The following is a 20845-nucleotide window of genomic DNA, read 5'->3' on the forward strand; positions in this document are numbered from 1 at the left end:
CTCGCCTCAGTGCAGCGACGCGATCGCGCGCCCGCGCGACATGCACAGCGGCGTGATGCGGCCCAGCGTGGCACAGGGCAGGCCACGCAGCAGCGCGCCAATTACCGCATCCACATCTGCATGGGCCAATTCCAAATCAACGGTGATTGCCTTGCGGCGAGCGTCATGCCGGACGATGTACAGCCCGAGCGTGTCGCCAAGCAGCGCATGCAACTGCCGGCGAATTGCATGCGGCGCATCGCCGGGTACCGTCACGCGCAGGCACACGTATTGGCGTGCCGGCAGGGCAACCGCGCGAGGCACGGTCGCCGGCGAAGGCGGCAGCAATTGCGGAACCAGCGAAGACAGGAGCATCGATCGCGCCATGATGAGTTGGCGACGGCCCGCGTCGCCATATCGTTGAACATGACGACACCGTATCGATTCGCTCGTAAAAAGCGTGAAAAAGGGGCGTGACGCTGCGTAAAGAAAGCGTAAATGCTCAGCCCGCGTGCGCTTGCCTGCGACGCCCCAGCGCGATGACCGTCAGCGAGATGCCGCTTACCGCAGCCGCGGTCAGCACGTAGTAGCTCGGCGCCAGCGTATCGCCCGTGGTGTGGATCAGCCACGTGACGATAAACGGCGCGAACCCACCGAACAGCGTGACGCCCAGGCTGTAGCCGAGCGACAGGCCAGTCGAGCGCACGCGCGTGGGAAAGATCTCCGACATCAATGCCGGCATCGGGCCCGAATACGCGGCCTTGAAGATGCCCGACACGGCTTGCAGCGCCAGCAGCGCGCCGATGGTCGGATACGCGCGCAACAGCGCAAACATCGGATAGATCAGCAGGATCATCAGCACCGATGTGGTGAGCATGATGCGGATGCGGCCAATGCGATTCGACAGCGCGCCCATCACCGGCGAGAGCAAAAACTGCAGCCCGCCGTTGAGCACCACCACCGCGAACGACTGCGCCGCCGGCAGATGCAACTGCTTGACTGCGTACGTAGGCATGTAGAGCTGCAGCACATACACCGACACAGTTGATTGAGCCACCACGCCCACCGCAAGCAGCAGGTTCGTCCACTGCGCTTTGAATGAGGCTTGCGGGTCGACCGTCGTCTTCTTCTGTTCGGCAACGAACTCGGGTGTCTCATCCAGATGGCGGCGGATGTAGAAACCCACCGGGCCGACCAGCAGACCGAAGATGAACGGCAACCGCCAGCCCCAGCCCTCCAGTTCGGCCGGCGAGAGCGATGCCGTGAGCAACGCCCCCAGCCCCGCCGCAAGAATGGTGGCAATGCCCTGGCTGGCGAATTGCCAGCTTGCGTAGTAGCCGCGCCCACGCGTGCTGTGCTCGACCATGAAGGCCGTTGCGCTGCCGAATTCTCCACCCACCGCAAAGCCCTGCACCAGGCGTGCAAGCAGGATGGTGATGGGCGCCACGATGCCGATTTTCTGGTAGCTCGGCATCACGGCAATCACCAGCGTGCCGACAATCATCAGCAGGATCGACAGCGTGAGTGCCGCCTTGCGCCCCTTCCTGTCGGCATACATGCCAAGCACGATCGCGCCCACCGGCCGCGTGATGAACGACACGCCAAAGCTGCCCACCGCAAACAGCAGAGAGACCCATTCGTCATCGGCCGGAAAGAACAGCTTGCCGATGATCGATGCGAAGAAGCCATAGACGAGAAAGTCGTACCACTCCAGCGCATTGCCGATCGACGACGAAATGACGATGCGGCGTGCATGTGCTGCACTCGTTGTTGCGGGCCGAGCAGGCGCAGCAGTGCCTGCCGCAGAGGGGGCGGTCATGATGAGGGTTCCTTTGGTGCCGGCTGGGATCGTTTTTATGGGAACTGCAGCGCGTTGCCCGCCCGGTCCGACGGGTCAGCGCGCTGGTGCGGCGGGCTTTTCTAGAAGCCCACCGCGTGGCCGTCGCGGCGGCTGTCGCTGGCCGCCACGTAGCCGTGGTCGGCGTCGTCCGACAGGCGCCAGATGAACTGGCCGGAGCCGAAATCCATGTACGGATCGGCCACCGATTCAAGCTTGTGCCCGCGCGCTTCCAGCGCGGCGACGGTCTTGGCGTTCATCGTGCCTTCCACGTCGAGCGTGAAATCCCGGTTGACCTTCCAGCGCGGTGCATCGCACGCGGCCTGGGGCTGCTGCTTGTAATCGAGCATGCGCACGAGCGTCTGCAGGTGGCCTTGCGGCTGCATGTCGCCGCCCATCACGCCAAAGCTCATTTGCGGCTGGCCATCCTTGGTCAGGAACGCGGGAATGATCGTGTGGAACGGCCGCTTGCCGCCTTCCACCACGTTGGCCGAGCGCGCATCCATCGAGAATCCGAAGCCACGGTTCTGCAGGCTGATGCCTGTGCCGGGCACCACCACCCCCGAGCCGAAGCCCATGTAGTTGGACTGGATGAACGAGACCATCATGCCGTTCTCGTCCGCGGCCGTGAGGTACACCGTGCCGCCGGCGCGCGGCATGCCGAAGGTCGGCATCTGCGCGCGGCCCATGTCGATGAGCTTGGCTCGCGCATCGAGGTACGCGTCGTCGAGCATCTGCTCGGGCGTGACTTCCATCGAGCGCGGGTCGGCCACGTATTTGTACAGATCGGCAAACGCCAGCTTCATCGCTTCAATCTGCAGATGCTGAGAATCCGCCGAGTCGACGGGCAGGGCGCTGAGGTCGAAGCGATCCAGAATACCCAGCGCAATGAGCGCGGCGATGCCCTGACCATTCGGCGGGATCTCGTGCAGGTCGTAGCCGCGATAGCGCTTGGTGATCGGCTTGACCCATTCGGGGCGATAGTCGCGCAGGTCTTGTGCGGTCATGCCGCCGCCGCATTCGCGCGAGTACGCGGCAATTCGTTCAGCGAGTTCGCCTTCGTAGAAATCGCGGCCGTCGGTCTGGCCAAGGCGCCGCAGCGTGGCGGCTGCGTCCGGCAATTTGAACTTTTCGCCCACTTCCGGTGCGCGGCCGTGCGGCATGAAGGCCTGCGCGTAGCCGGGCTGGTTGTGCAGCTCGGGAATGGCCGCCGCCCATTTGTGTGCAACGATGGGCGCGATGGTGTGGCCGCGCTCGGCAATCTCGGCGGCGGGTTCCAGCACATCGGCAAATGGCAGCTTGCCAAAGCGCTCGTGCAATGCGGCCCAGGCGGAGATGGCGCCGGGTACGGTCACCGCGTCCCAACCGCGCGTGGGGCGCTTGGGGTTGCCGTTGGCGTCTTCGCCGTATTTCTTGCGGAAGTAGTCGAGGTTCCAGGCCTGCGGCGCGGTGCCGGAGGCGTTCAGGCCGTGCAGCGCCTTGCCGTCCCACAAGATGGCGAATGCATCGCTGCCGAGACCGCACGAGACGGGCTCGACCACGGTCAGCATGGCCGCCGCCGCGATGGCGGCATCCACGGCGCTGCCGCCCGCGAGCAGCATGCGCAGCCCGGCCTGTGCGGCCAACGGGTGAGACGTGGATACAACGTTGCGCGCAAACAGCGGAATGCGCACGGTGGGATACGGGTTTTGCCAATCGAAGCGGTGGGACATGGGGCTCAAGCGCGACTAAGCGGGGAATGTTTGACGAATGATTATTTGCGGTGCGCTGGATTTAATAAAGTTAAAATTCATTGGGTGCTGCTTAAGAAAAACTTGAGAATCCGACGCGCCTTTCCATGAGCACCGTCCGCTTCCTCCGCACCTTTGTTGCCGTGGCACGCCATGGCTCGTTTGCCGCCGCCGCCGAGCGCGTTGCACTGACGCAGGCCGCGGTGAGCCTGCAGATGCGTACGCTGGAAACCGAACTGCGCCGTGATCTGTTTGACCGGTCGGGGCGCACTGTCACGCTGAATGCGCACGGCCGCGCGCTGTTGCCGCAAGCCGAGCACCTGCTGGGCCTGTACGACGCCATGCGCATCGGCGACGAGCCGCAGACGGAGCTCTCCGGGGCCGTGGCGATTGGCGCGGTGGTGTCGGTGATGGGATCGTTGGCACATGCGGTGGCGGGGCTCAAGCAGGTGCACAAGGGGCTGGACGTCAAGCTCATTACCGGCAAATCGGGTGAGCTGGCGGACCAGGTGGAAGCCGGCGAGCTGGATGGCGCGCTGGTGGTCGAACACCTGGAGCGCCTGCCTGCCAATCTTGCTTGGCATCCGCTCTATACCGAGCCCCTGGTGGTGGTAGCGGGCCGCCATACGCGGGGCCGCGCCGAGGAAGTTCTGCGCACCCATCCGTTTTTGCGCTTCGACCGCGCGGTGCGCACCGGAGCGCTGATCGACCGTGCCCTACGCAAGACGCACATGGCGGTCAATGAATTCATCGAAGTCAATTCAATCGAGGCGATTGTCGAGCTGGTGCGCCAGCAGGTGGGGGTGACGCTGGTGCCGCGCCTGCGCCGGGCGAGCTGGGAGAGCGATCCCGCCTTGCGCGTGCTGCCCATGCCGCCGCAGACGCCCGTGCGCGCCGTCGGCATGATCGAGCGAAAAGAGCATGTGCGGCACGGTGTGATTCAGGCGGTACTCGATGCGCTCGAAACCACACTTGGCAATTCCAGCGCCTAGACTGGAGCCACCACAACTGGCTCCGGAGGCCGCGATGGACGCATTCATTCAACGCTGGCGCGACGAATTGATCCTGCTCGCCCGCATCCTGATGATGGTGCTGTTCGTGATGTCCGGATGGGGCAAGCTGACAGGCTTCCAAGGCACGGTCGGCTACATGACGAGCACGGGTGCACCCCTGCCGATGGTGGCCGCTGCGGTTGCCGTGGTTATGGAGTTTGGCGTGGGCATCGCCTTGCTCATTGGCCTGTGGACGCGGCCGCTGGCCCTTCTGATGGCGCTGTTCGTGCTCGGTACGTCGTTCATCGCCCATTCCTACTGGGATATGCAAGGCGCCATGGAAGCCGCCAACAAGATCCAGTTCTACAAGAACCTGAGCATCATGGGCGGGCTGTTCCTGCTGGCCGCGACAGGGCCCGGGAGATACGCGGTGCAGAAGTCGTGATGCGCGCGCTCAGCGCAATGACCGCTGCACCAACACCAGTACGGCAAACACGCCGCACGCCACCGCAAACCAGCTGAATAGCTGCGTACCGGCCAGCAGCGTGGCTTGCCGATCAATTTCGGCGGACAAGCTTGCCAGGCGCTCTGGCGTGAGCGGGTTGGCGGCCTGCAGGTCTGCCGTGAAGCGCGTGACGTGCGCCACGATCAGCGAGCGCGATTCCGCCTGCTGGGTCTGCAGCGATACCGCCGCCAGCCCCGTGCCCACTGCCGTGGCGAACTGGCGGGTGATGTTCTTCATCTGGTAGCCGTGGGCGAAGTCTTCGCGGTCCAGGTCCAGGTAGGTCATCATCGCCACCTGGATCATCACCGCGCCCGGCGTGATGCCTTCCAGGACCGATACGGGGAAGAACGCATAGTCCGGCGCACCCGGCATCAGGCTTGTCGCCAGCAGCAGCGCTGCTGCGGCGTACACCGCAAAGCCGATGGCAATGAAACGGCGCTTGCGGAAGAAGAACGGCAACCAGACCGTCATGACCACGGCCACCACCGTTGACACTGCCCCGCTGATCATCAGGAACAGCGTGGTCGTGCGGAACGTAAAGCCCAGGCCGCCTTGCGACACCGCCGGAAACAGGTACGACCAGTACCCGCTCATCAAGTAATAGATGCCGTAGAAACCGATGCCCCACAGGTAGCGGCGGCCGTTCAGGCGTGAGAGATCGAGCCAAGGGTCCGGGTGCGTGCGCAGGCGGTGGATGGCCAGCAGCAGCGAAGCCGCACCGCCCAGCAACAACAGCGGAATCAAAGGCGAGGCCGTGAGCCGGCTGTAGCGCAGCTCCGACAGGCCCATCAGAAACGAGAGCGCGCCAATAGCCATGGCACCCACGCCAACCCAATCCCACTGGCTGTCTTCGGGCGGCGCTTCATCAGGGCGGCGTGCAGCGCGTGTGCGCGGCTGATGGTGTTCGGGCGGGAGGAGGAACATCGCCACCCATGCGACGCCGGCCAGCGCCAGTTCGATCCAGAAAATCACGCGCCATTCGCTGTATTCCAGCACCTCGGCGCAGATCCACGGCGCAATGGTGGTCAGTCCGAACAGGCCGACGCTGAACATCAGCATTGGAGGAATGCGCTCATCGGGTTCGGTCGTGAGCTGCACCAGAATGCGCGACGCCGAAAACAAGCCGCCCGCGCCCAGGCCCTGGATGGACCGCCCGATGACCAGTTCGCCGATGTTGTTGGATTGGGTGCACACCACGCAGCCGATGGCGAACAGCACGATGCCCACCAGCGAATACATCCGATAGCCCACGTGCGCGGCAATGCGGCCGATGGCGAGGTTGGCGACCACGGCCGCCACGGCATACGCTGTGACGGCGTACAGATACGCCTCGGGGCTCGCGTGCACACCGCCCTGGATGTGCTGGCCCGCCACGGCGAACATCTGCGAAGAGACAAAATCGAGGCCTGTGGAGAGGCCCAACGCCAGCCCAAATGCGTGGACGCGCGCCGAAGAAAAGTGGGGAAACGCCCGCAGAGACGCGGGTTTGAGGATTTGCAGCGACATGTGCCCGAGCATAAACTTGCCCGCCAGCCGGATAAACGGCCAACTCTAGGAACACTGTCCAGTCATGCGAACAATGGAGTGGAACGACTGGGAAACCTTCTGCCGTGTGGTGGAGGCCGGCAGCTTCACCGCCGCCGCCGAGGCGCTGGGCATCCCCAAATCGACCGCCAGCGCCGCCGTATCACGGCTGGAGGCCGGGCTGGGCGTGCGGCTCATGACGCGCACCACGCGCCAATTGCGGCTGACCGAAGCGGGCTCGCACTTCTACGACGACATCGCGCCGTTGTTCGAGCGTCTGCGCGAAGTGCACGCCGACACCACCGCAGCCAGCGAAACCGTGGCCGGCACGCTGCGCATCGCCGCGCCGTACGAAGTCGGTGCGCAGCACCTGACCGAACCTGTGTGCCGCACGCTCGAGAAATACCCGCATCTGCAAATTCAGGTGCACATCTCGTGGGAGCAGCCCGACCTGCTCGCCAGCGGCTACGACATCGTCTTCGTGATGGTCGATCAGGTGTTGCCGGATTCGTCGCTTGTCGCGCGTCGCGTGGTGCTGATCCCGCGCGGTTTGTATGCGTCGCCGGCCTTGCTGGCGGAACGCCCGCCGCTCAAGACGCCCGCTGACCTTGCCGGCTGGCCGTGCCTGTCCGGCCCCGACGACGCAAGCTGGGCCTTCCGCCCCGTTGGCGAGCCCGCGGTCGAGCCCATCGAAGTCCCGATCCAGCCGCGCCTGCAGACCTTGAATGCCGAAATGCGCGCCCGCGCCGCCGTGCGTGGCCTGGGCGTGGCGCGCATGGCCCGCTCCGTGGGCGATACGGAAGTTGCGGCCGGCCGGCTCGTACGCGTACTGCCCGATTTCGAGCTGACCGCGCTGCGCGTCTACGCGCTGATGCCCGCCCGCAAGCTGGTGCCGCGCAAGGTGCGCGTGTTTCTGGATGCGCTGGAAGCGGAGGGCGTTTCCGCCACACCCGCGCCCGCCTAGCCGAAAACCGGCGCTGGATGTCACAATCGGCGCTTCCCTATTCGGATTGTGAGGACCGGCGGCCATGCGTCTGCGCCAGATTGAAGTCTTCCGCGCCGTGATGCTGGTCGGGACCGTCAGCGAGGCGGCGCGCATGCTGAACGTGTCGCAACCCGTGGTGACGCGCGTGCTTCAGCACACCGAGCTGCAACTCGGCTTCCGCCTGTTCGACCGCACCAAGGGGCGCCTGCAGCCCACCGCCGAGGCGTTCGAACTGTTCAGCGAAGTCGAGCGGCTGTACCAAGAGGTCGAGCGCGTGCGGCGCGTGTCGGCCAATTTGCGCCACAAGGGGGCGGGGCGCTTGCGAGTGGCGGCAACGCCCAGCCTGGCCCCGAGCATCCTGGCACCTGCGGTGCGGCGTTTCTCGCAGCGGCATCCCGATACGCTGGTGCGCGTGTTCACGCACCACACGGCCGAGATCGTGCAGGGTTTGCTCTCGCAGGACATCGACGTCGGCTTTGCCTTTGCGCCGCCCGTGCATCCGGCCATCAGCACCACGCCGGTCGCGCAGGGCCGCATCCTGCTTGCCACACCGCGCGCCTGGGTCGGCGGCAAGACGGATGGCCGCGCGCTGCACAAGCTCGTTGCCGAAAAGCCTTTCATCGGATTGGAAGACCAGATCTCGCTGGGCTCGCTGGTCGGGCAGACGCTGGCACGTGGCGGTCTGGCGCCGCAGTCGACGCTGGAAGTGCAGACGTATTCGTTGGCGCGTTCACTGGTGGAGGAGTCGCTCGGCGTGACGATGCTCGATCAGTTCACCGCCGCCACCGGCAGCATGGAGCGCATCGCGCTGTTCGCGCTGGAGCCGGCGCAGACGTTTGACGTGCGCGCCATGCGTGCCGAGCATCATGCGCCGTCATCGCTGGCGGATAGCCTCGTGCAATGCTTTGCCGAGGCCGCGCGTGCGCTGTCCGATGAGCTGCCCCAACGTGTCGAGCCGACAGCATTTGTGCTCAAGCCCACAGAACCTGACAGCGACGCGGCGGACTAACCGGCTTGCGCTGACCATTCCCAGGAGACGGATCCATGCGTCGTTTTGCAACTGCAGTGATGTTTGGGCTGGCGCTGGGCGCTGGCGTCTTCAGCGGCGTCGCCACCGCGCAGCAGTCGCCGGTGCCGGGCATGTCGTCCGACGATCTGAACACGGCGCTCGACTTTGCCAAGGCCGGTCTCAACAAGGCGATCGATCAGGCGCGCGCGTATTCCGCGTTGCCGATCAAGGACCCGCACGACGTGCGCTACACGTGCGAAGGCGGCAAGACGCTCCTCGTGAAATACATGACGGTGGGCGATACGCCGCTGGCCGCCATGACGCTCAACGGTAAGACGCTCGTGTTTGCCAACGTGATGGCCGCGTCGGGTGCGCGCTATGCGTCGGGCCAGTATGTGTGGTGGACGAAGGGCCCCACCGGCTTCCTCGCCGACGAGACCCTGCCCGGCAGCCGCAATCAGCTCTACCGCGATTGCAGCGAAGCAACCAGCGGCCGCCCTTAAATTTCCTGCAGATCGTGCCCGACGATGATCTCGCCCTTGAAGTGCGGGCGCACAGCATCCAGCCAGACTGAATCTTCCAGGAACGGATAGCCGCCGGGCACGAAGTGCGACAGCACCAGCGTCTTCACCTTGGCCTCGGTAGCGATGCGGCCGACTTCTTCGGTGGAGGTGTGGCTCGCCAGCAGATGCTCGCGCAGCGTCTTGGCATTGGGCTCGGTGGACAGCAGCTTGTCGAGCGACGGCAGGTGCATCACCTCATGGACGAGCACATCGGCGCCGTAAGCGAGCCGCACGAGGTTCTCACTCGGCGCCGTATCGCCGGAAATGACGATGGAGCGGTCTGCCGAATCGAAGCGAAACGCAAATGCCGGCGACACCGGCGGGTGCTTGACCAGCGCGCTCGTCACCTTCACGTTGGCATCCTGCATCACTAGCCCGCCTTCGCTGATTTCGTGTGGATGGATCATCGGCGCAAGCGGCGGGCGGCCTTCGTCGGCAATGCGGGTGCGGATGTCGTAGTCGTACAGCTCGAGGAACTTGGTCGTCATCGCGGCCAGCGGTGGCGGGCCCCAGGTGTCGACGGGGCCGGTCAGGTCGGTGGCCCATGCCAGGAGCATCAGCGTGCCGTAATCGGCGTTGTGATCGGAGTGCTGATGCGTGATGAAGACGTGGCGGATGTCCTTGAGCTTGAGGCCCGCCGTCACGTATTGTCGTGCGACACCGTTGCCGCAATCGACCACGTACGACACGCCGTTGATGACGATCACCTGCGCCGGCGCCGAGCGATTCTTCTTCGGCGTCGGCCCGCCCGCCGTGCCCAGCAGGATCAACCGCGTGCCCTTCTTGGGCGCATCGGCGGCCAAGGCGCTCAGCGGCAAACTTGCGGACGCCGCGCCCGCACCCACGGCCAGCGCGCCGGCCTGCCGCATCCAGCGGCGACGGTTGTTGTCGAAAGCGTGCATGCGGCGGTCTCCTCTCTGTTGTTGTATGTGCGTGGGCTTCAGCGCGGCAGCCCGCCCACCTTCATGCCAGGCTTGATGCCCTTGCGTGCGAACCAGCCTTTGCTCATTTCCAGCGCGTAGCTGCCGGCCCGGGTGGGGCAGTGATTGTCTTCGGTCTGCGGCTTCATCTCGGCAATGTCGGAGATGGTGCCGTCGTCGGTGATGAAGGCGATGGACAGCGCCAGATCAGTGTTCTTCATCCAGAAGCAGTGGCCGGCGGATTCATCGAACACGAAGAGCATGCCGGCGGTGTCGGGCATGGTTTTGCGGAACATCAGGCCGGTCTCGCGCGTTTGCGGGGTGGCCGCCACTTCGGCTTTGACCTTGTACATGCCGATGGTCAGGTCGGCCACGGGCAGGCCGGCATTGGGGGCGGTGGGAGTCTGGGCGAGCGCCCCGGTGGCGGCAACGGCCAGCGACAGAGCAGCAAAGATGCGGGACAGGGTAGTCATGGCGCGAACGGGTCGAAAAAGAAACGCTCCATGATCGGCACTCGGCCAGCCGGCGTCAATGAGACGGCGGCCGGCCGGGCGACGAAGTTGTTACCGCGTATTGGGACTGGGAGCGGCTTGGTGCTCGACGGCGACCGTTTTGGCTCCAGTCTTGGGCGCATGCGCCGAGCGCGCCTTGTCCGCCGCCGGATCGGGCATCAGCGCTACATAGCGCGCATCGGTGAGCGAGCGCAGGAACGCAACGATGTCGTCGATCTCGTCTTCCATCAGCGCAGGCGTGGTCCCGGGGCGGCGGTTCATCGGCACAGCATTCACGTTGATGTTGCCCTGGTATTTGGCCGGCACATCGTTGAAACGCATGCCGCCGGGGTACCACTGCGCGGGATCGGTCGAGCGCGTGGCATAGAAGGCCACCGTGTCGCGCAGCGTGCGGAAGACGCCGTTGTGCATGAACGTCTGGCGCACCGCAACGTTGCGCAGGCCAGCCGTGCGGAAGTAGCCGCACCACTGATCGGGCTCCGGCCACTTGAGCTTGTGGGCGGTCTGGCACAGCCCCACGTCAAAGTGGCGCGGGTCCTTGTTGGCGGGCAGCAGCGGATTGCGCGGCACGGCGATCGCGTCGTAGCCGAAATCCGTAAAGAGCGAGCGCTCCGGACGCGATGACGATTCCACCATCAGATGGCACGACGCGCAGTTGCCTTTGTCCGGATTACGGAACAGGGCGAGGCCGCGCATCTCTGCGGGGGAAAGCGGCGTGCGCTTGCGCAGGAAATCGTCGAAGCGGGAGGTGAACGGTGCCAGCTCGTCGCTCTGGAAATAGGCCTCCAGCGCCTTGCCCAACGCGCCGACGAGGCGTTCGGGCTCACGCACCGCATCGGCGCCGAACTGTTTCGTCAACGCCAGGCCAAGGTCCGTGCCGGCTACCTTGCGCTGCAGCTCGCGCACCGAACGGTTGCCCATCTCGTCGGGATTGAACAGCGGGCCGCGGATCTGCTCGGGGATGGAATCGGCCCGGCCATCGGCAAAGAAGCCACCAAACGGCGACGGGAAGCTCGCGTCGTCATCCTGGAAAAAATAGCGATGCGGGATGTAGCGCAGATACAGCAGCGACGGCGCGTTGCGTGCCGCCACATGCCCGGGGCGGCTGCCGGCCGGTACGCCGATGCGCAGCGCCTCGCCCTTCAGCGTGGGCGCGAAGGCGCGACCCGGGTCATGGCACGCCGCGCACGACGTGCCTTGCGGCTCCGACAGGCGCGGATCAAAAAACACCCGCTTACCGAGCGCGACGAGGTTTGGGTCAGGCTTGAATGCGGTCGACTCGGCAGGCGGCGGCACGGCGTCCAGCCTGGGCGTCATGCCGATCGATTCAGCCGCCGCCGCACCCGAGACGAGTGCGGCGGCAACCCATAGCGCGGTGCTCAGGCGCTTCAAGGTGCAACGAAGCCCGTCTTGTCGCACACCAGGCTCGTGCCGTTCTGCGTGCAGGTCGTCAGCAGCTTGCCGGCCACGGTGTAGGCCTTGAACAGCCACCCTTTGGCGGGCGCTGGCTGGCGGTCCATCACCATGAAGCCGAACGAGTTGTTGTGCGAGATGCTGCCAACCGTCACGCCCGAAGCCGGGCTGATCGCCGGGAACGGATCGGGCAACGCCACGTCGAGCGAATCTCCGGCGTTGCCTGCAACGATGGTCGCGGGGTGGTTGCTGGTGAAGTTGATGGCCTGGAAGTCATGCACGTGGCCGTGCAGCGCGACTTGCACGCCCGGCGGGTAATACGCCGTGGCGTTCAGGCTGTTCATGACCGACAGCAGCGCGGCATTGCCGCCCAGCGGCGTGCTGCCTGCGATGGGCACGAAACCCAGGATCGGATGGTGATTGGTGAAGATCGACATCACGCCCGGCTTGGCGGCCAGCGTGCCCACCGTGCTGAACTGCTTCTGGTAGGTCTGGAACCACGGGTCGGTCGTCGCCAAGGCCGTCGTGCCCGCCTTGGCCGAATCGAACACGATGACCTGCGTATCGCTGCTCAGCGCCACGGCGTACGGGTCTGACGCGTTGGCTGCCGTGTCGTTGGTGGGGTTGTCGCACGAGCGGTCGGCCGAGTACGGGCGCGGATCCAGGAAGCGGTACCAGCCCTGGCCGGCGCGTGCGCATTCCTCGTGGTTGCCTCGCACCAGCACCCACGGGGCCGCGGCCATCAGCGGGGCGGCGGGCTGGAAGAGGTCAGCCTGCCACGTATCCCAGCCGTAGCCCCAAGGGCTGCCCTGGCAGCCGGCCACGTCGGGCGGGCAGGCGTTTTCGCGGTAGTGGTAATCGCCCACGTGCAGGACGAGGTCGGGGTTCATCTTGGCGGCCGTGGCGGCAGCGCTGGCAAACGGCCACGACAGCGGGTCGTTACACGCCTGGAACGTGTTGCTCGACTTCTTCATGCGGCAGCCGGTGTCCGCCAGGATCACCACGCGCTGCGGGTTCGCCTTGGGCAGGGGCAGCACGCGCGCGCCGATCGACGCGGCCTTGGCCGTGGATGCCACGGTGGCTTCGCAGGCGTTCACAGGGAAGGACGAAGCTTTCGAATCGCTGGCGGCGCTGGCCGTGGTGCGCTGTGCGGGGGTGCCGGCGGCCACACGCAGCGTCATGCGCGTGGAGGTGCCGTCCACCGTCAGGAGCGGGCAGACCGAGCTGTCGACGGGCGAGGCGCTGTTCGTGTAGCTCGTGACGGCGCGCACGACAGCCTGGTTGCTGTCGCCGATCTCCACCCAGGCAGCCTGGATGTTGGCATCAGCCGTAGCTGCGTCCGACGGCGTGGCCGTCGACACCGGCGTCGAATCAGACGACGAGCCACCGCAGCCGGCAATCACGGCGGCAGCGGCCAGCGCGGCAAGAGAGAGCATCGTGAACACGGTGCGTTTTCGCCGCACCGGAGCGAACATCGATCGGAATTCCATTGCGCCATCCCTGTTTCTTGTTGTGAGGAACGGGCAAGGTACTCAAGCTTGATGGCGCTATTTTGACAGCCCTGCATGCGCGGCCGGTATTTCCGTTCGGCAGGCGAGGGCGAAAAAAAAGCAGATGCATGAGCACCTGCTTTTTCTGTATCGACCGAGCCGCGTGGGCCCGGCAGAAACACAAGCTTATTGCTTGGCGGCGTCAGCAGCCGGAGCCGAAGCGTCAGCAGCCTTCTTGGCAGCCTTCTTGTGGTGGTGCTTCTTGGTCTTCTTGGCCTTCGGAGCAGCCTTTTCGGCAGCAGCCGGAGCAGCAGCTGCGTCAGCAGCCGGAGCGGAGGCTTGAGCGAACACACCGGTGGCGAACAGGCCGGCGATCAGGGCAGCGATCAGCTTCTTCATGGTGAATCCTTTTATAGATCAGTGAGTTAACCAACGACCCGCTAAATGAGTCATCTGCAATAACGCAGGCCGTTACAGGCGCGTTGACACGTTGCACTGAATTTTTTGTGGGGGCAGACAGAAGAATCCTTACTTCCTGATCCGCGATGTGGCGCATGTTGCGCTGCGCAAGAAAGATGCCCGCCCCCCAGCTTGGGCGCCCGCGTTTCGGAGCGGTCTGATTGGATGGCGGCGCTTGCACCCCCAGAATGCGAGCCGATTTTGCTCAAGGCTTGCCGTGTCTCTCCCGCCGTCATCTTCCCGTCCCGCCAAGCCCGCCGCCCCGGTTCTGCCGGCCCGTTTCCGGCGCCGCGATTTTGTCCTGGGTTGCGGCGCGTTGATTGTGCTGGGCGCCGTGCCCGGTTTGTGGCCGCCTTCGCACGGCGCTTCCGCCCTCGACGATTTCATGCTCGTGTCACAGACGATTTCCGGCGCGCCGCTGGATCGCCACGCTGGGCTGTCCTGTTTCAGCCATCTGCACCGGAGTGACGATCGCTTTATCGAGCACATCCAGACGCTTGCGTGGTTGGTGCGCCGGCATCCGGGCGTGGATGCTGCCCGCCTGGTCCGCTTGCTTGATGCTGACAACGCGCGCGATCTGCGTGCCGCGTTGGTCCGGGTGGTGGACGCCTGGGGCGCCCTGCGGGATCCGGAAGCCGCCTCGGCCGATGTTCGCGCCTTGATGGCGTGCGCTTCCGATACCGGCCGGACGGGCCGTTGACGGCGCCCGCTCAGGGGCTCGAAGTATGGCGGATGGTGAAATTTTCCGGCATAATGCGGAATTCACTCTTGTGTCTTATATAAGAGTTGCGGCTTGCGCCAGATGCGAGATTTTGTGCGGTGCATCGTGAGCGCGTCATCGTAGGCCGTTAGAATCGCCAGTTCATTGCAGCGCGCCACGCCGGCCAACCCGTGAGCGGCGCGCTGTGCTGTCAACCCCCACCGTCCACCCGCTACCTGCGGTCTGCACTGGAGTCGTCCATGTATCAACACATCAAGGTCCCGGCCGGCGAGAAGATCACTGTCAATCAAGACTTCTCCCTGAACGTTCCGAACAACCCGATCATTCCTTACATCGAAGGTGACGGCACCGGCTTCGACATCACCCCGGTGATGATCAAGGTGGTGGACGCAGCGGTTGAGAAGGCTTACAAGGGCGAGCGCAAGATTTCGTGGATGGAAATCTACGCCGGCGAGAAGTCGACCAAGGTGTACGGCCCGGACGTGTGGCTGCCGGAAGAAACCCTGCAAGTCCTGAAGGACTATGTGGTGTCGATCAAGGGCCCGCTGACGACGCCGGTGGGCGGTGGCATCCGTTCGCTGAACGTGGCGCTGCGCCAAGAACTGGACCTGTACGTCTGCCTGCGCCCGGTGCGCTACTTCAAGGGCGTGCCTTCGCCGGTCAAAGAGCCGGAGAAGACCGACATGGTCATCTTCCGCGAGAACTCGGAAGACATCTACGCCGGCATCGAATTCGAAGCCCAGAGCGACAAGGCCAAGAAGCTGATCAAGATTCTGCAGGACGAGTTCGGCGTCAAGAAGATCCGCTTCCCGGAAACCTCGGGCATCGGCGTCAAGCCGGTCTCGCGCGAAGGCACGGAGCGTCTGGTGCGCAAGGCCATCCAGTACGCGATCGACAACGACAAGCCGTCGGTCACGATCGTGCACAAGGGCAACATCATGAAGTTCACGGAAGGTGGTTTCCGTGACTGGGCCTACGCGCTGGCACAGAAGGAATTCGGCGCCGAGCTGATCGACGGCGGCCCGTGGTGCAAGTTCAAGAACCCGAAGACGGGCAAGGAAATCATCGTCAAGGACGCGATTGCCGATGCCTTCCTGCAGCAGATCCTGCTGCGTCCGGCCGAGTACTCGGTTGTGGCCACGCTGAACCTGAACGGCGACTACATCTCCGACGCCCTGGCTGCGCAAGTCGGCGGTATCGGTATCGCCCCGGGTGCCAACCTGTCGGATTCGGTGGCGATGTTCGAAGCCACCCACGGCACGGCTCCGAAGTACGCAGGCAAGGACTACGTGAACCCGGGTTCGGAAATCCTGTCGGCTGAAATGATGCTGCGTCACATGGGCTGGACGGAAGCCGCTGACCTGATCATCTCGTCGATCGAGAAGTCGATCCTGTCGAAGAAGGTCACGTATGACTTCGCCCGCCTGCTGGAAGGCGCGACCCAAGTGTCGTGCTCGGGCTTCGGTCAAGTGATGATCGACAACATGTAAGATCGTTTCGCCAGGTTTCACGGCGAACCAGAAACCCCGGTTGATCAACGATCTCCGGGGTTTTTTACATTTCAGATCCTACCAGGCGATATCATGGCAACCCTCATTTAGTGAGGGCAATTGTGAGGTTGATTGGGGGTGATAAACCCTCGCTAACCTCACTTCTGAGGGTGATCCCATGCGCCACTTTAACTATGTCCTAACCCCCACGCGGATCAACAACGCCAAGCCGAAAAAGAAGCCCTACAAACTGACCGACGGCGGGGGCCTGTTCGTGTTGGTCTCCCCTGGCGGGGCAAAAAATTGGAAGTACCAGTACCCCTTGGACGGTAAGCGTCCCGACGTCTCTATTGGGCGTTATCCAGAAGTCAGCATTGCGGATGCCCGTGACCGGCACGCAGAGTATCGGGCGATGGTTGCGCGCGGCGAAGACCCGGCTGCACATAACCGTGAAGTGAAGGCTGACCGCGCAGCACGTGAGGCGCTGGATGCGGATGACCGCTCGTTCAAGGCGTTCTCTCTCAAGTGGGTCGATGAGCGCCTGGCAGGGAAGACGGAGGGCTACCGAAAGCAAATCCACTCCCGCTTGGCTCGATTCGTGTGGCCAGCCATCGGGCGCAAGCCGCTAGCAGATGTGAAGCCGGCCCATGTATTAGCCATCATTGAGGAGCTTCGTGCCACGCCGAATACGGCTGAGGGCGTGCGCGGAATCATCCAGCAGTGCTACGACTATGCCGTGCAGAAGCTTTTGGTAGAGTCCAATCCAGCTCGCCCGTTGCGAGGCGTGATTACTGTCCCAAAGGCGGTACACCACCGACACCTCTCCGAATCCGAGCTGGGCGCGTTCTGGCGTGCGCTTGGTAAGCAGGGGGCGCACCCATCAACGATTGCCGCAGCGCGCATGCTCGTGTACAGCATGTGCCGAAAAAACGAGGTGTTGCGCGCCCGCTGGGCGGAATTCGATTTCGACAGGGCGCAGTGGGACATTCCTGCAGACAGGATGAAGTCGCGGAGGCCGCACCGCGTCTTTCTATCTAGACAGGCGGTAGAGCTACTTGAAATTCAGCGAGCAGTGAGTGGCGGCTATGAGTATGCGTTTCCGTCGCCGTCCATCCCGACAGTCCCGCTTGCGGACGCAACGTTGAATCATCTTTTCAAGCGTTTGGAGTTCGGGGTGCATGAATTCTCCCCGCACGGTACGCGTGGAACAGCAGCGACACTGCTGCGTGAACATGGGTTCGGCCGTGACGTTGTGGAATTGCTGCTCGCCCACACCGAACGTAATCAAACGGCGGCAAGCTATCACCATCACGAGCTAGAAGCGGAGCGCCGACGCGCGTTGCAGTACCTGGCAGATGAGATTGACCGGCAAGCAGCTATCTCCGCTGCGGGAAACATAGTCAATCTCGCCGAAAAAGCAGCTTGATAGCTATTGAGCCCGGTTTAGGCGTTGAGCGCAGAAAGCGGCGGGTGTGCTTGACCTGTATGCCGACAACCAGGCTTTTATTGCCGACATCTGGCACCAGTCTTCCGATGAATGCCCTTATCCAAATCGGTGGAGGGCAGGTTGAGGCGCATCTCCGACATTTTGAATTCTTGAATCACGTAAGGCATGCAATGAGAGATCTGTCTAAGGCCATAGTTGGAAGCAACCTTCGCAAGGTCGTGGACGTATGGGCAGAGGTTCAAGAAATCTTGGGCGTAGAGCGATCACGGGCGGCAGCCATTGTCGAGCGAGCGTTCAACGAATCGGATATGGAGCTCTACCTGGACGATCAAGTCCTTGGGCTCTGGTTTCCTCGCGAAGATCGGGACAGCAAGCAGCAGCTCATGAGTGACTTGGCCCTCTCCGACTTCGCGTCAGGCCGCGAAGACGATGCAGCAGGGTGGAGCAACTGGCGCTTGCATCCGGCCGATTGCGACAGGATCTTGAATCAAGTGCGGTCCATTGCAGGGCGGGGTGTCAGGTCGGCGCCTTCGGATTTTCTCGATCCAGCCCATCCCCGATACGCTCCGAAGCTAGCAGCTGCAGTTTCGGCATGGCGAGCCATTGAGGACGGTAAAGGGGCTTCACCAAAGCAGGCTATTGCGAAGTGGTTGCGTGAACATGCGGACGAATTCGGCCTGTCAGACGCCAATGGCAAACCAAACGAGACAGGCATTGAGGAGGTGGCAAAGGTAGCTAACTGGCAGCTGACAGGGGGAGCGCCGAAGACTCCTGACAGGCCGTCACCCAATGCTGCGGGCTTAGGAACAACCATACCTCCCTCCGCAGACAACTGACCTCCCCCAACCTTGGCTCCAGGGTAGGGGTTTTCTTCACCTGCCCGGCTATTTGCCGCGTCGCCGTAGCTGTTCAATTCGTGTCGCATCAACGCTTGAGGTAACGCGACATGAAATCAAACCTGAACGGCACACCAGCCGCTATTCCCCAGGGCATCAAGCCCCGTAGCAACCCGACCGGTGCTCTTCCGGAGACTGGCTATGTCCGCCAGTCCCAGCTAATTCCATCCGTCCTGCCGTTTTCTAGTACGACTCTTTGGCGGAAAGTGAAGGACGGTTCTTTCCCCGCGCCGACAAAGCTCTCTTCGCGTGTCACCGCTTGGCGTGCCGAAGACGTGCGCGCTTACCTTAGCGACCCAACAGGCTATCGCGGGCACGTAATGCACGAAGGGCCATGCGAGGGCACATGTGCATAAGCCAGGTGCATAAATCCGCATAGTTTTCTGCGGCCGCCAATGCCGCGCAGCGCCACGGTGCGTGCCGCTCCGAGAAGGTTATGCACGCGCATAAAAACCACTCGATGAAGCGCGCCGGTGAGGCGGGGTCCCAACGGCGCGCGGTAGGTGCGCGCACGTCTGGTGCCTCGTCACCACCTCCACGCACGAACGTGGCCGCAGCGGCGCTGTAGCGGCCCGCAGGCGCTCGCCAAGCGCGGCGACATGCCGAGCAACCCTTGCGGCACGCAGCGCCTCTGCGGCCTTGTGGCGCCGCGCTTGCGCTGCATCTGCCTATCGGTCAGGCGCCGCAACGTTGTCCACCCATGGGGCACAACATTCCTGCATTGCCCCAAGCCGCGCGCTTGCCGAGACTGGCAAGGCTCTGAGCAGTACCGAGCACCGCCGAGCAATTCCGCTCGATTCCAACCCATCGACGAGGAACGCAAATGATCCGTTCGCACATCGAGGCGCCCAACACGCGAGCCGCCACTGCAGCCATACACGGCAAGGCGGGCGTGTTGGCTGAGCGCTTCATGCGGCTGCCGGAAGTGAGCGCCACGTGCGGCTTGCCCACGTCGTCCATCTACGACGGCATGCGCCGTGGCGACTTCCCCAAGCCCGTGCCACTCACCGGTAAGACCGTCGCGTGGCTCGCATCCGAGATCCACGAGTGGATGGCCAGCCGTGTCGCAGCCCGTCAACCCTGAAAGCCTTTCCATGCAGACCACAACACCGCAACTACCGCCCGAGCTCCAGGCGCACGTGGAGCAGTACCAAGACATACGCGCCAGCTTCGAGACTGCGCGCGATGAGGCCGACCGAATCGATGCCGAAATAGAGCATCAACGCAAAGCGGCAGAGGGAGCAGAAAGCGAGGCCACCGAGGCCCGCGAAGAAGTCGCCCAGCTGCTGCGGAAACCCGGCACGTCAGCCAAAGAGATTCAACGACTCAAGGCGAAAGAGCGTGCGGCCTACACGCTCGCCGAAGACTACCGTTCAGTGATGGCCGAGCTTGAGGCAGCACATGAGGAGGCAGCTGAGAAAGCGGGCATCGCCAAAGACAAAGAGCGTCGATGTTACGTGGCCCTTTTGAGCACCTATGCCGATGAGCTCATTAAGCAAGCCTGCACCACGTTGGAGCCCTTGTATCGGGCGATTCGAATGCAGCAATGGGCCTTCGCGGCGCAGACAGGGCGGGGCATGGCTCAGTGGGAACACTGGACCGACAGCGCCCGCAATGCTGCTCTGTCAGTCATGGACGGCCATATCCAACGGGGTCTCCAGTCGTTCAAGTTCGATGTCGAGGGGGATCCCTTGTTCCAGGCTGCGCAGCGCCCCGCTGGCCTGGGCCGATTCAAAGAAATGACCCCTGCCACCATCCACTTTAGGCGGGTGACAAAGCAGCTAGCCGCTGCACAACAGCAGCAATCCATCAACCACTAACGGAGCCCAACCATGTCGATTCACCACTGCCCTGGCTGCAACAGCCTGACCGCCCCTAACGGCACCATCCTCCGCTCCGACGGCCAACGCGAAGCGCTCTACCGCTGCAACGGCCACAGTTGCGGCACAGTTTTCTCCCACGCGCTGCCTGTAGGCGCCGCGCCTGACGACAGCATCCAAACCTACCGCCAGGCACGCAACGAGCAAGACGTGATCCGCACCGACTGCTAACGCCACCGCCATTGCCGGCACCACGCCGGCAATGCGCTCTCCTTTGAAGCCATGAAGATCAATTGCCCTCACTGCAGCAGCGTCGCGAACATCCGCTCCAGCCGGCGGGTAACGCGATTCACAAGAGAGCTCTACTGCCAGTGCTGCAACCTGGAATGCGGCCACACGTTCGTTGCGCTGACGGAAGTTGTGCGCACGCTGGCACCGAGCAACACGCCCGATCCAGAAGTCGCGCAGCAGTTGGCAGCGCGATCAGCAGCCGGCGCAGAGCAACACGTCAACGGTTGTGAGCTCAGCTTGACACCACTTGCCCGATGACCAA

23 protein-coding genes are annotated in these 20845 nt (G+C 63.7%); 14 read left to right on the forward strand and 9 right to left on the reverse strand.

Going from position 1 to position 20845, the window contains the following annotated elements; all coding sequences use genetic code 11:
- Positions 1–6: 6 nt before the first annotated feature.
- From NG898_RS01530 to NG898_RS01540, 3 genes are all read right to left on the reverse strand, one after another.
- Complete coding sequence (locus tag NG898_RS01530; protein ID WP_252690800.1) at positions 7–354, reverse strand: hypothetical protein; 348 nt, start codon at positions 352–354, stop codon at positions 7–9.
- Positions 355–481: 127 nt separating this feature from the next.
- Entirely contained in the window at positions 482–1798 is a 1317-nt protein-coding gene (locus NG898_RS01535; protein ID WP_252690801.1) for an MFS transporter, read from the reverse strand.
- Between the two features lie 101 nt (positions 1799–1899).
- Entirely contained in the window at positions 1900–3528 is a 1629-nt protein-coding gene (locus NG898_RS01540; RefSeq protein WP_252690802.1) for a gamma-glutamyltransferase family protein, read from the reverse strand.
- Between the two features lie 125 nt (positions 3529–3653).
- On the opposite strand from NG898_RS01540, the gene NG898_RS01545 reads away from it, so the two are divergent.
- A complete protein-coding gene (locus NG898_RS01545; protein WP_252690803.1) occupies positions 3654–4538 on the forward strand; it encodes a LysR family transcriptional regulator in 885 nt (294 codons plus the stop codon).
- Between the two features lie 34 nt (positions 4539–4572).
- Positions 4573–4983 (forward strand): DoxX family protein, encoded by a 411-nt coding sequence (locus tag NG898_RS01550; RefSeq protein ID WP_252690804.1) that lies wholly within the window; start codon positions 4573–4575, stop codon positions 4981–4983.
- A 9-nt stretch (positions 4984–4992) separates the two neighbouring features.
- On the opposite strand, the gene NG898_RS01555 is transcribed toward NG898_RS01550, so the two are convergent.
- Positions 4993–6549, reverse strand: a complete 1557-nt coding sequence (locus NG898_RS01555) for an MFS transporter (RefSeq protein WP_252690805.1) — start codon at positions 6547–6549, stop codon at positions 4993–4995.
- A gap of 73 nt (positions 6550–6622) precedes the next feature.
- Between NG898_RS01555 and NG898_RS01560 the strand changes: the two genes are divergently transcribed.
- From NG898_RS01560 to NG898_RS01570, 3 genes are all read left to right on the forward strand, one after another.
- On the forward strand, positions 6623–7531 hold the full coding sequence (locus NG898_RS01560) for a LysR family transcriptional regulator (RefSeq protein WP_252691598.1): 909 nt from the start codon (positions 6623–6625) through the stop codon (positions 7529–7531).
- A gap of 64 nt (positions 7532–7595) precedes the next feature.
- The gene (locus NG898_RS01565; RefSeq protein ID WP_092972698.1) at positions 7596–8561 is read left to right on the forward strand and encodes a LysR family transcriptional regulator; all 966 of its coding nucleotides are present in this window, start codon (positions 7596–7598) and stop codon (positions 8559–8561) included.
- A gap of 35 nt (positions 8562–8596) precedes the next feature.
- Positions 8597–9064 (forward strand): MliC family protein, encoded by a 468-nt coding sequence (locus tag NG898_RS01570; protein ID WP_045202750.1) that lies wholly within the window; start codon positions 8597–8599, stop codon positions 9062–9064.
- Here the strand turns inward: NG898_RS01570 and NG898_RS01575 are convergent.
- The 5 genes from NG898_RS01575 to NG898_RS01595 all read right to left on the reverse strand — a co-directional run bounded on the left by NG898_RS01575 (position 9061) and on the right by NG898_RS01595 (position 13858).
- Entirely contained in the window at positions 9061–10026 is a 966-nt protein-coding gene (locus NG898_RS01575; RefSeq protein WP_252690806.1) for an MBL fold metallo-hydrolase, read from the reverse strand. The genes NG898_RS01570 and NG898_RS01575 overlap by 4 nt on opposite strands.
- A gap of 38 nt (positions 10027–10064) precedes the next feature.
- On the reverse strand, positions 10065–10517 hold the full coding sequence (locus tag NG898_RS01580; RefSeq protein ID WP_252690807.1) for a DUF192 domain-containing protein: 453 nt from the start codon (positions 10515–10517) through the stop codon (positions 10065–10067).
- A gap of 90 nt (positions 10518–10607) precedes the next feature.
- The gene (locus tag NG898_RS01585) at positions 10608–11948 is read right to left on the reverse strand and encodes a cytochrome-c peroxidase (RefSeq protein WP_252690808.1); all 1341 of its coding nucleotides are present in this window, start codon (positions 11946–11948) and stop codon (positions 10608–10610) included.
- Positions 11945–13459 (reverse strand): metallophosphoesterase, encoded by a 1515-nt coding sequence (locus tag NG898_RS01590; RefSeq protein ID WP_252690809.1) that lies wholly within the window; start codon positions 13457–13459, stop codon positions 11945–11947. The genes NG898_RS01585 and NG898_RS01590 overlap by 4 nt, the downstream gene beginning before the upstream one ends.
- Positions 13460–13645: 186 nt before the next feature.
- Positions 13646–13858, reverse strand: a complete 213-nt coding sequence (locus NG898_RS01595; protein WP_252690810.1) for a hypothetical protein — start codon at positions 13856–13858, stop codon at positions 13646–13648.
- 394 nt (positions 13859–14252) lie between these two features.
- Between NG898_RS01595 and NG898_RS01600 the strand changes: the two genes are divergently transcribed.
- From NG898_RS01600 to NG898_RS01640, 9 genes are all read left to right on the forward strand, one after another.
- Complete coding sequence (locus NG898_RS01600; RefSeq protein WP_252691599.1) at positions 14253–14618, forward strand: sugar dehydrogenase complex small subunit; 366 nt, start codon at positions 14253–14255, stop codon at positions 14616–14618.
- A 260-nt stretch (positions 14619–14878) separates the two neighbouring features.
- Entirely contained in the window at positions 14879–16129 is a 1251-nt protein-coding gene (gene icd, locus NG898_RS01605; protein WP_004631917.1) for an NADP-dependent isocitrate dehydrogenase, read from the forward strand.
- A gap of 178 nt (positions 16130–16307) precedes the next feature.
- A complete protein-coding gene (locus NG898_RS01610; protein WP_252690811.1) occupies positions 16308–17555 on the forward strand; it encodes a tyrosine-type recombinase/integrase in 1248 nt (415 codons plus the stop codon).
- A 107-nt stretch (positions 17556–17662) separates the two neighbouring features.
- Entirely contained in the window at positions 17663–18412 is a 750-nt protein-coding gene (locus tag NG898_RS01615) for a histone H1/H5 family protein (protein WP_252690812.1), read from the forward strand.
- A gap of 110 nt (positions 18413–18522) precedes the next feature.
- Positions 18523–18828, forward strand: coding sequence for a helix-turn-helix transcriptional regulator (locus NG898_RS01620; RefSeq protein WP_252690813.1), 306 nt, complete (start codon positions 18523–18525; stop codon positions 18826–18828).
- 467 nt (positions 18829–19295) lie between these two features.
- A complete protein-coding gene (locus tag NG898_RS01625; RefSeq protein ID WP_252690814.1) occupies positions 19296–19556 on the forward strand; it encodes a helix-turn-helix transcriptional regulator in 261 nt (86 codons plus the stop codon).
- Positions 19534–20292 carry a hypothetical protein gene (locus NG898_RS01630; RefSeq protein WP_252690815.1) on the forward strand — a complete coding sequence of 253 codons (759 nt, stop codon included), beginning with the start codon at positions 19534–19536 and terminating at the stop codon, positions 20290–20292. Before NG898_RS01625 ends, NG898_RS01630 begins: the two co-directional genes overlap by 23 nt.
- Positions 20293–20304: 12 nt before the next feature.
- Positions 20305–20523, forward strand: a complete 219-nt coding sequence (locus tag NG898_RS01635) for a hypothetical protein (protein WP_252690816.1) — start codon at positions 20305–20307, stop codon at positions 20521–20523.
- A gap of 51 nt (positions 20524–20574) precedes the next feature.
- Positions 20575–20841, forward strand: a complete 267-nt coding sequence (locus NG898_RS01640) for an Ogr/Delta-like zinc finger protein (RefSeq protein ID WP_252690817.1) — start codon at positions 20575–20577, stop codon at positions 20839–20841.
- Positions 20842–20845 lie beyond the last annotated feature (4 nt).

The organism is Ralstonia mojiangensis, from assembly GCF_023955645.1.
Classification (GTDB): domain Bacteria; phylum Pseudomonadota; class Gammaproteobacteria; order Burkholderiales; family Burkholderiaceae; genus Ralstonia; species Ralstonia mojiangensis.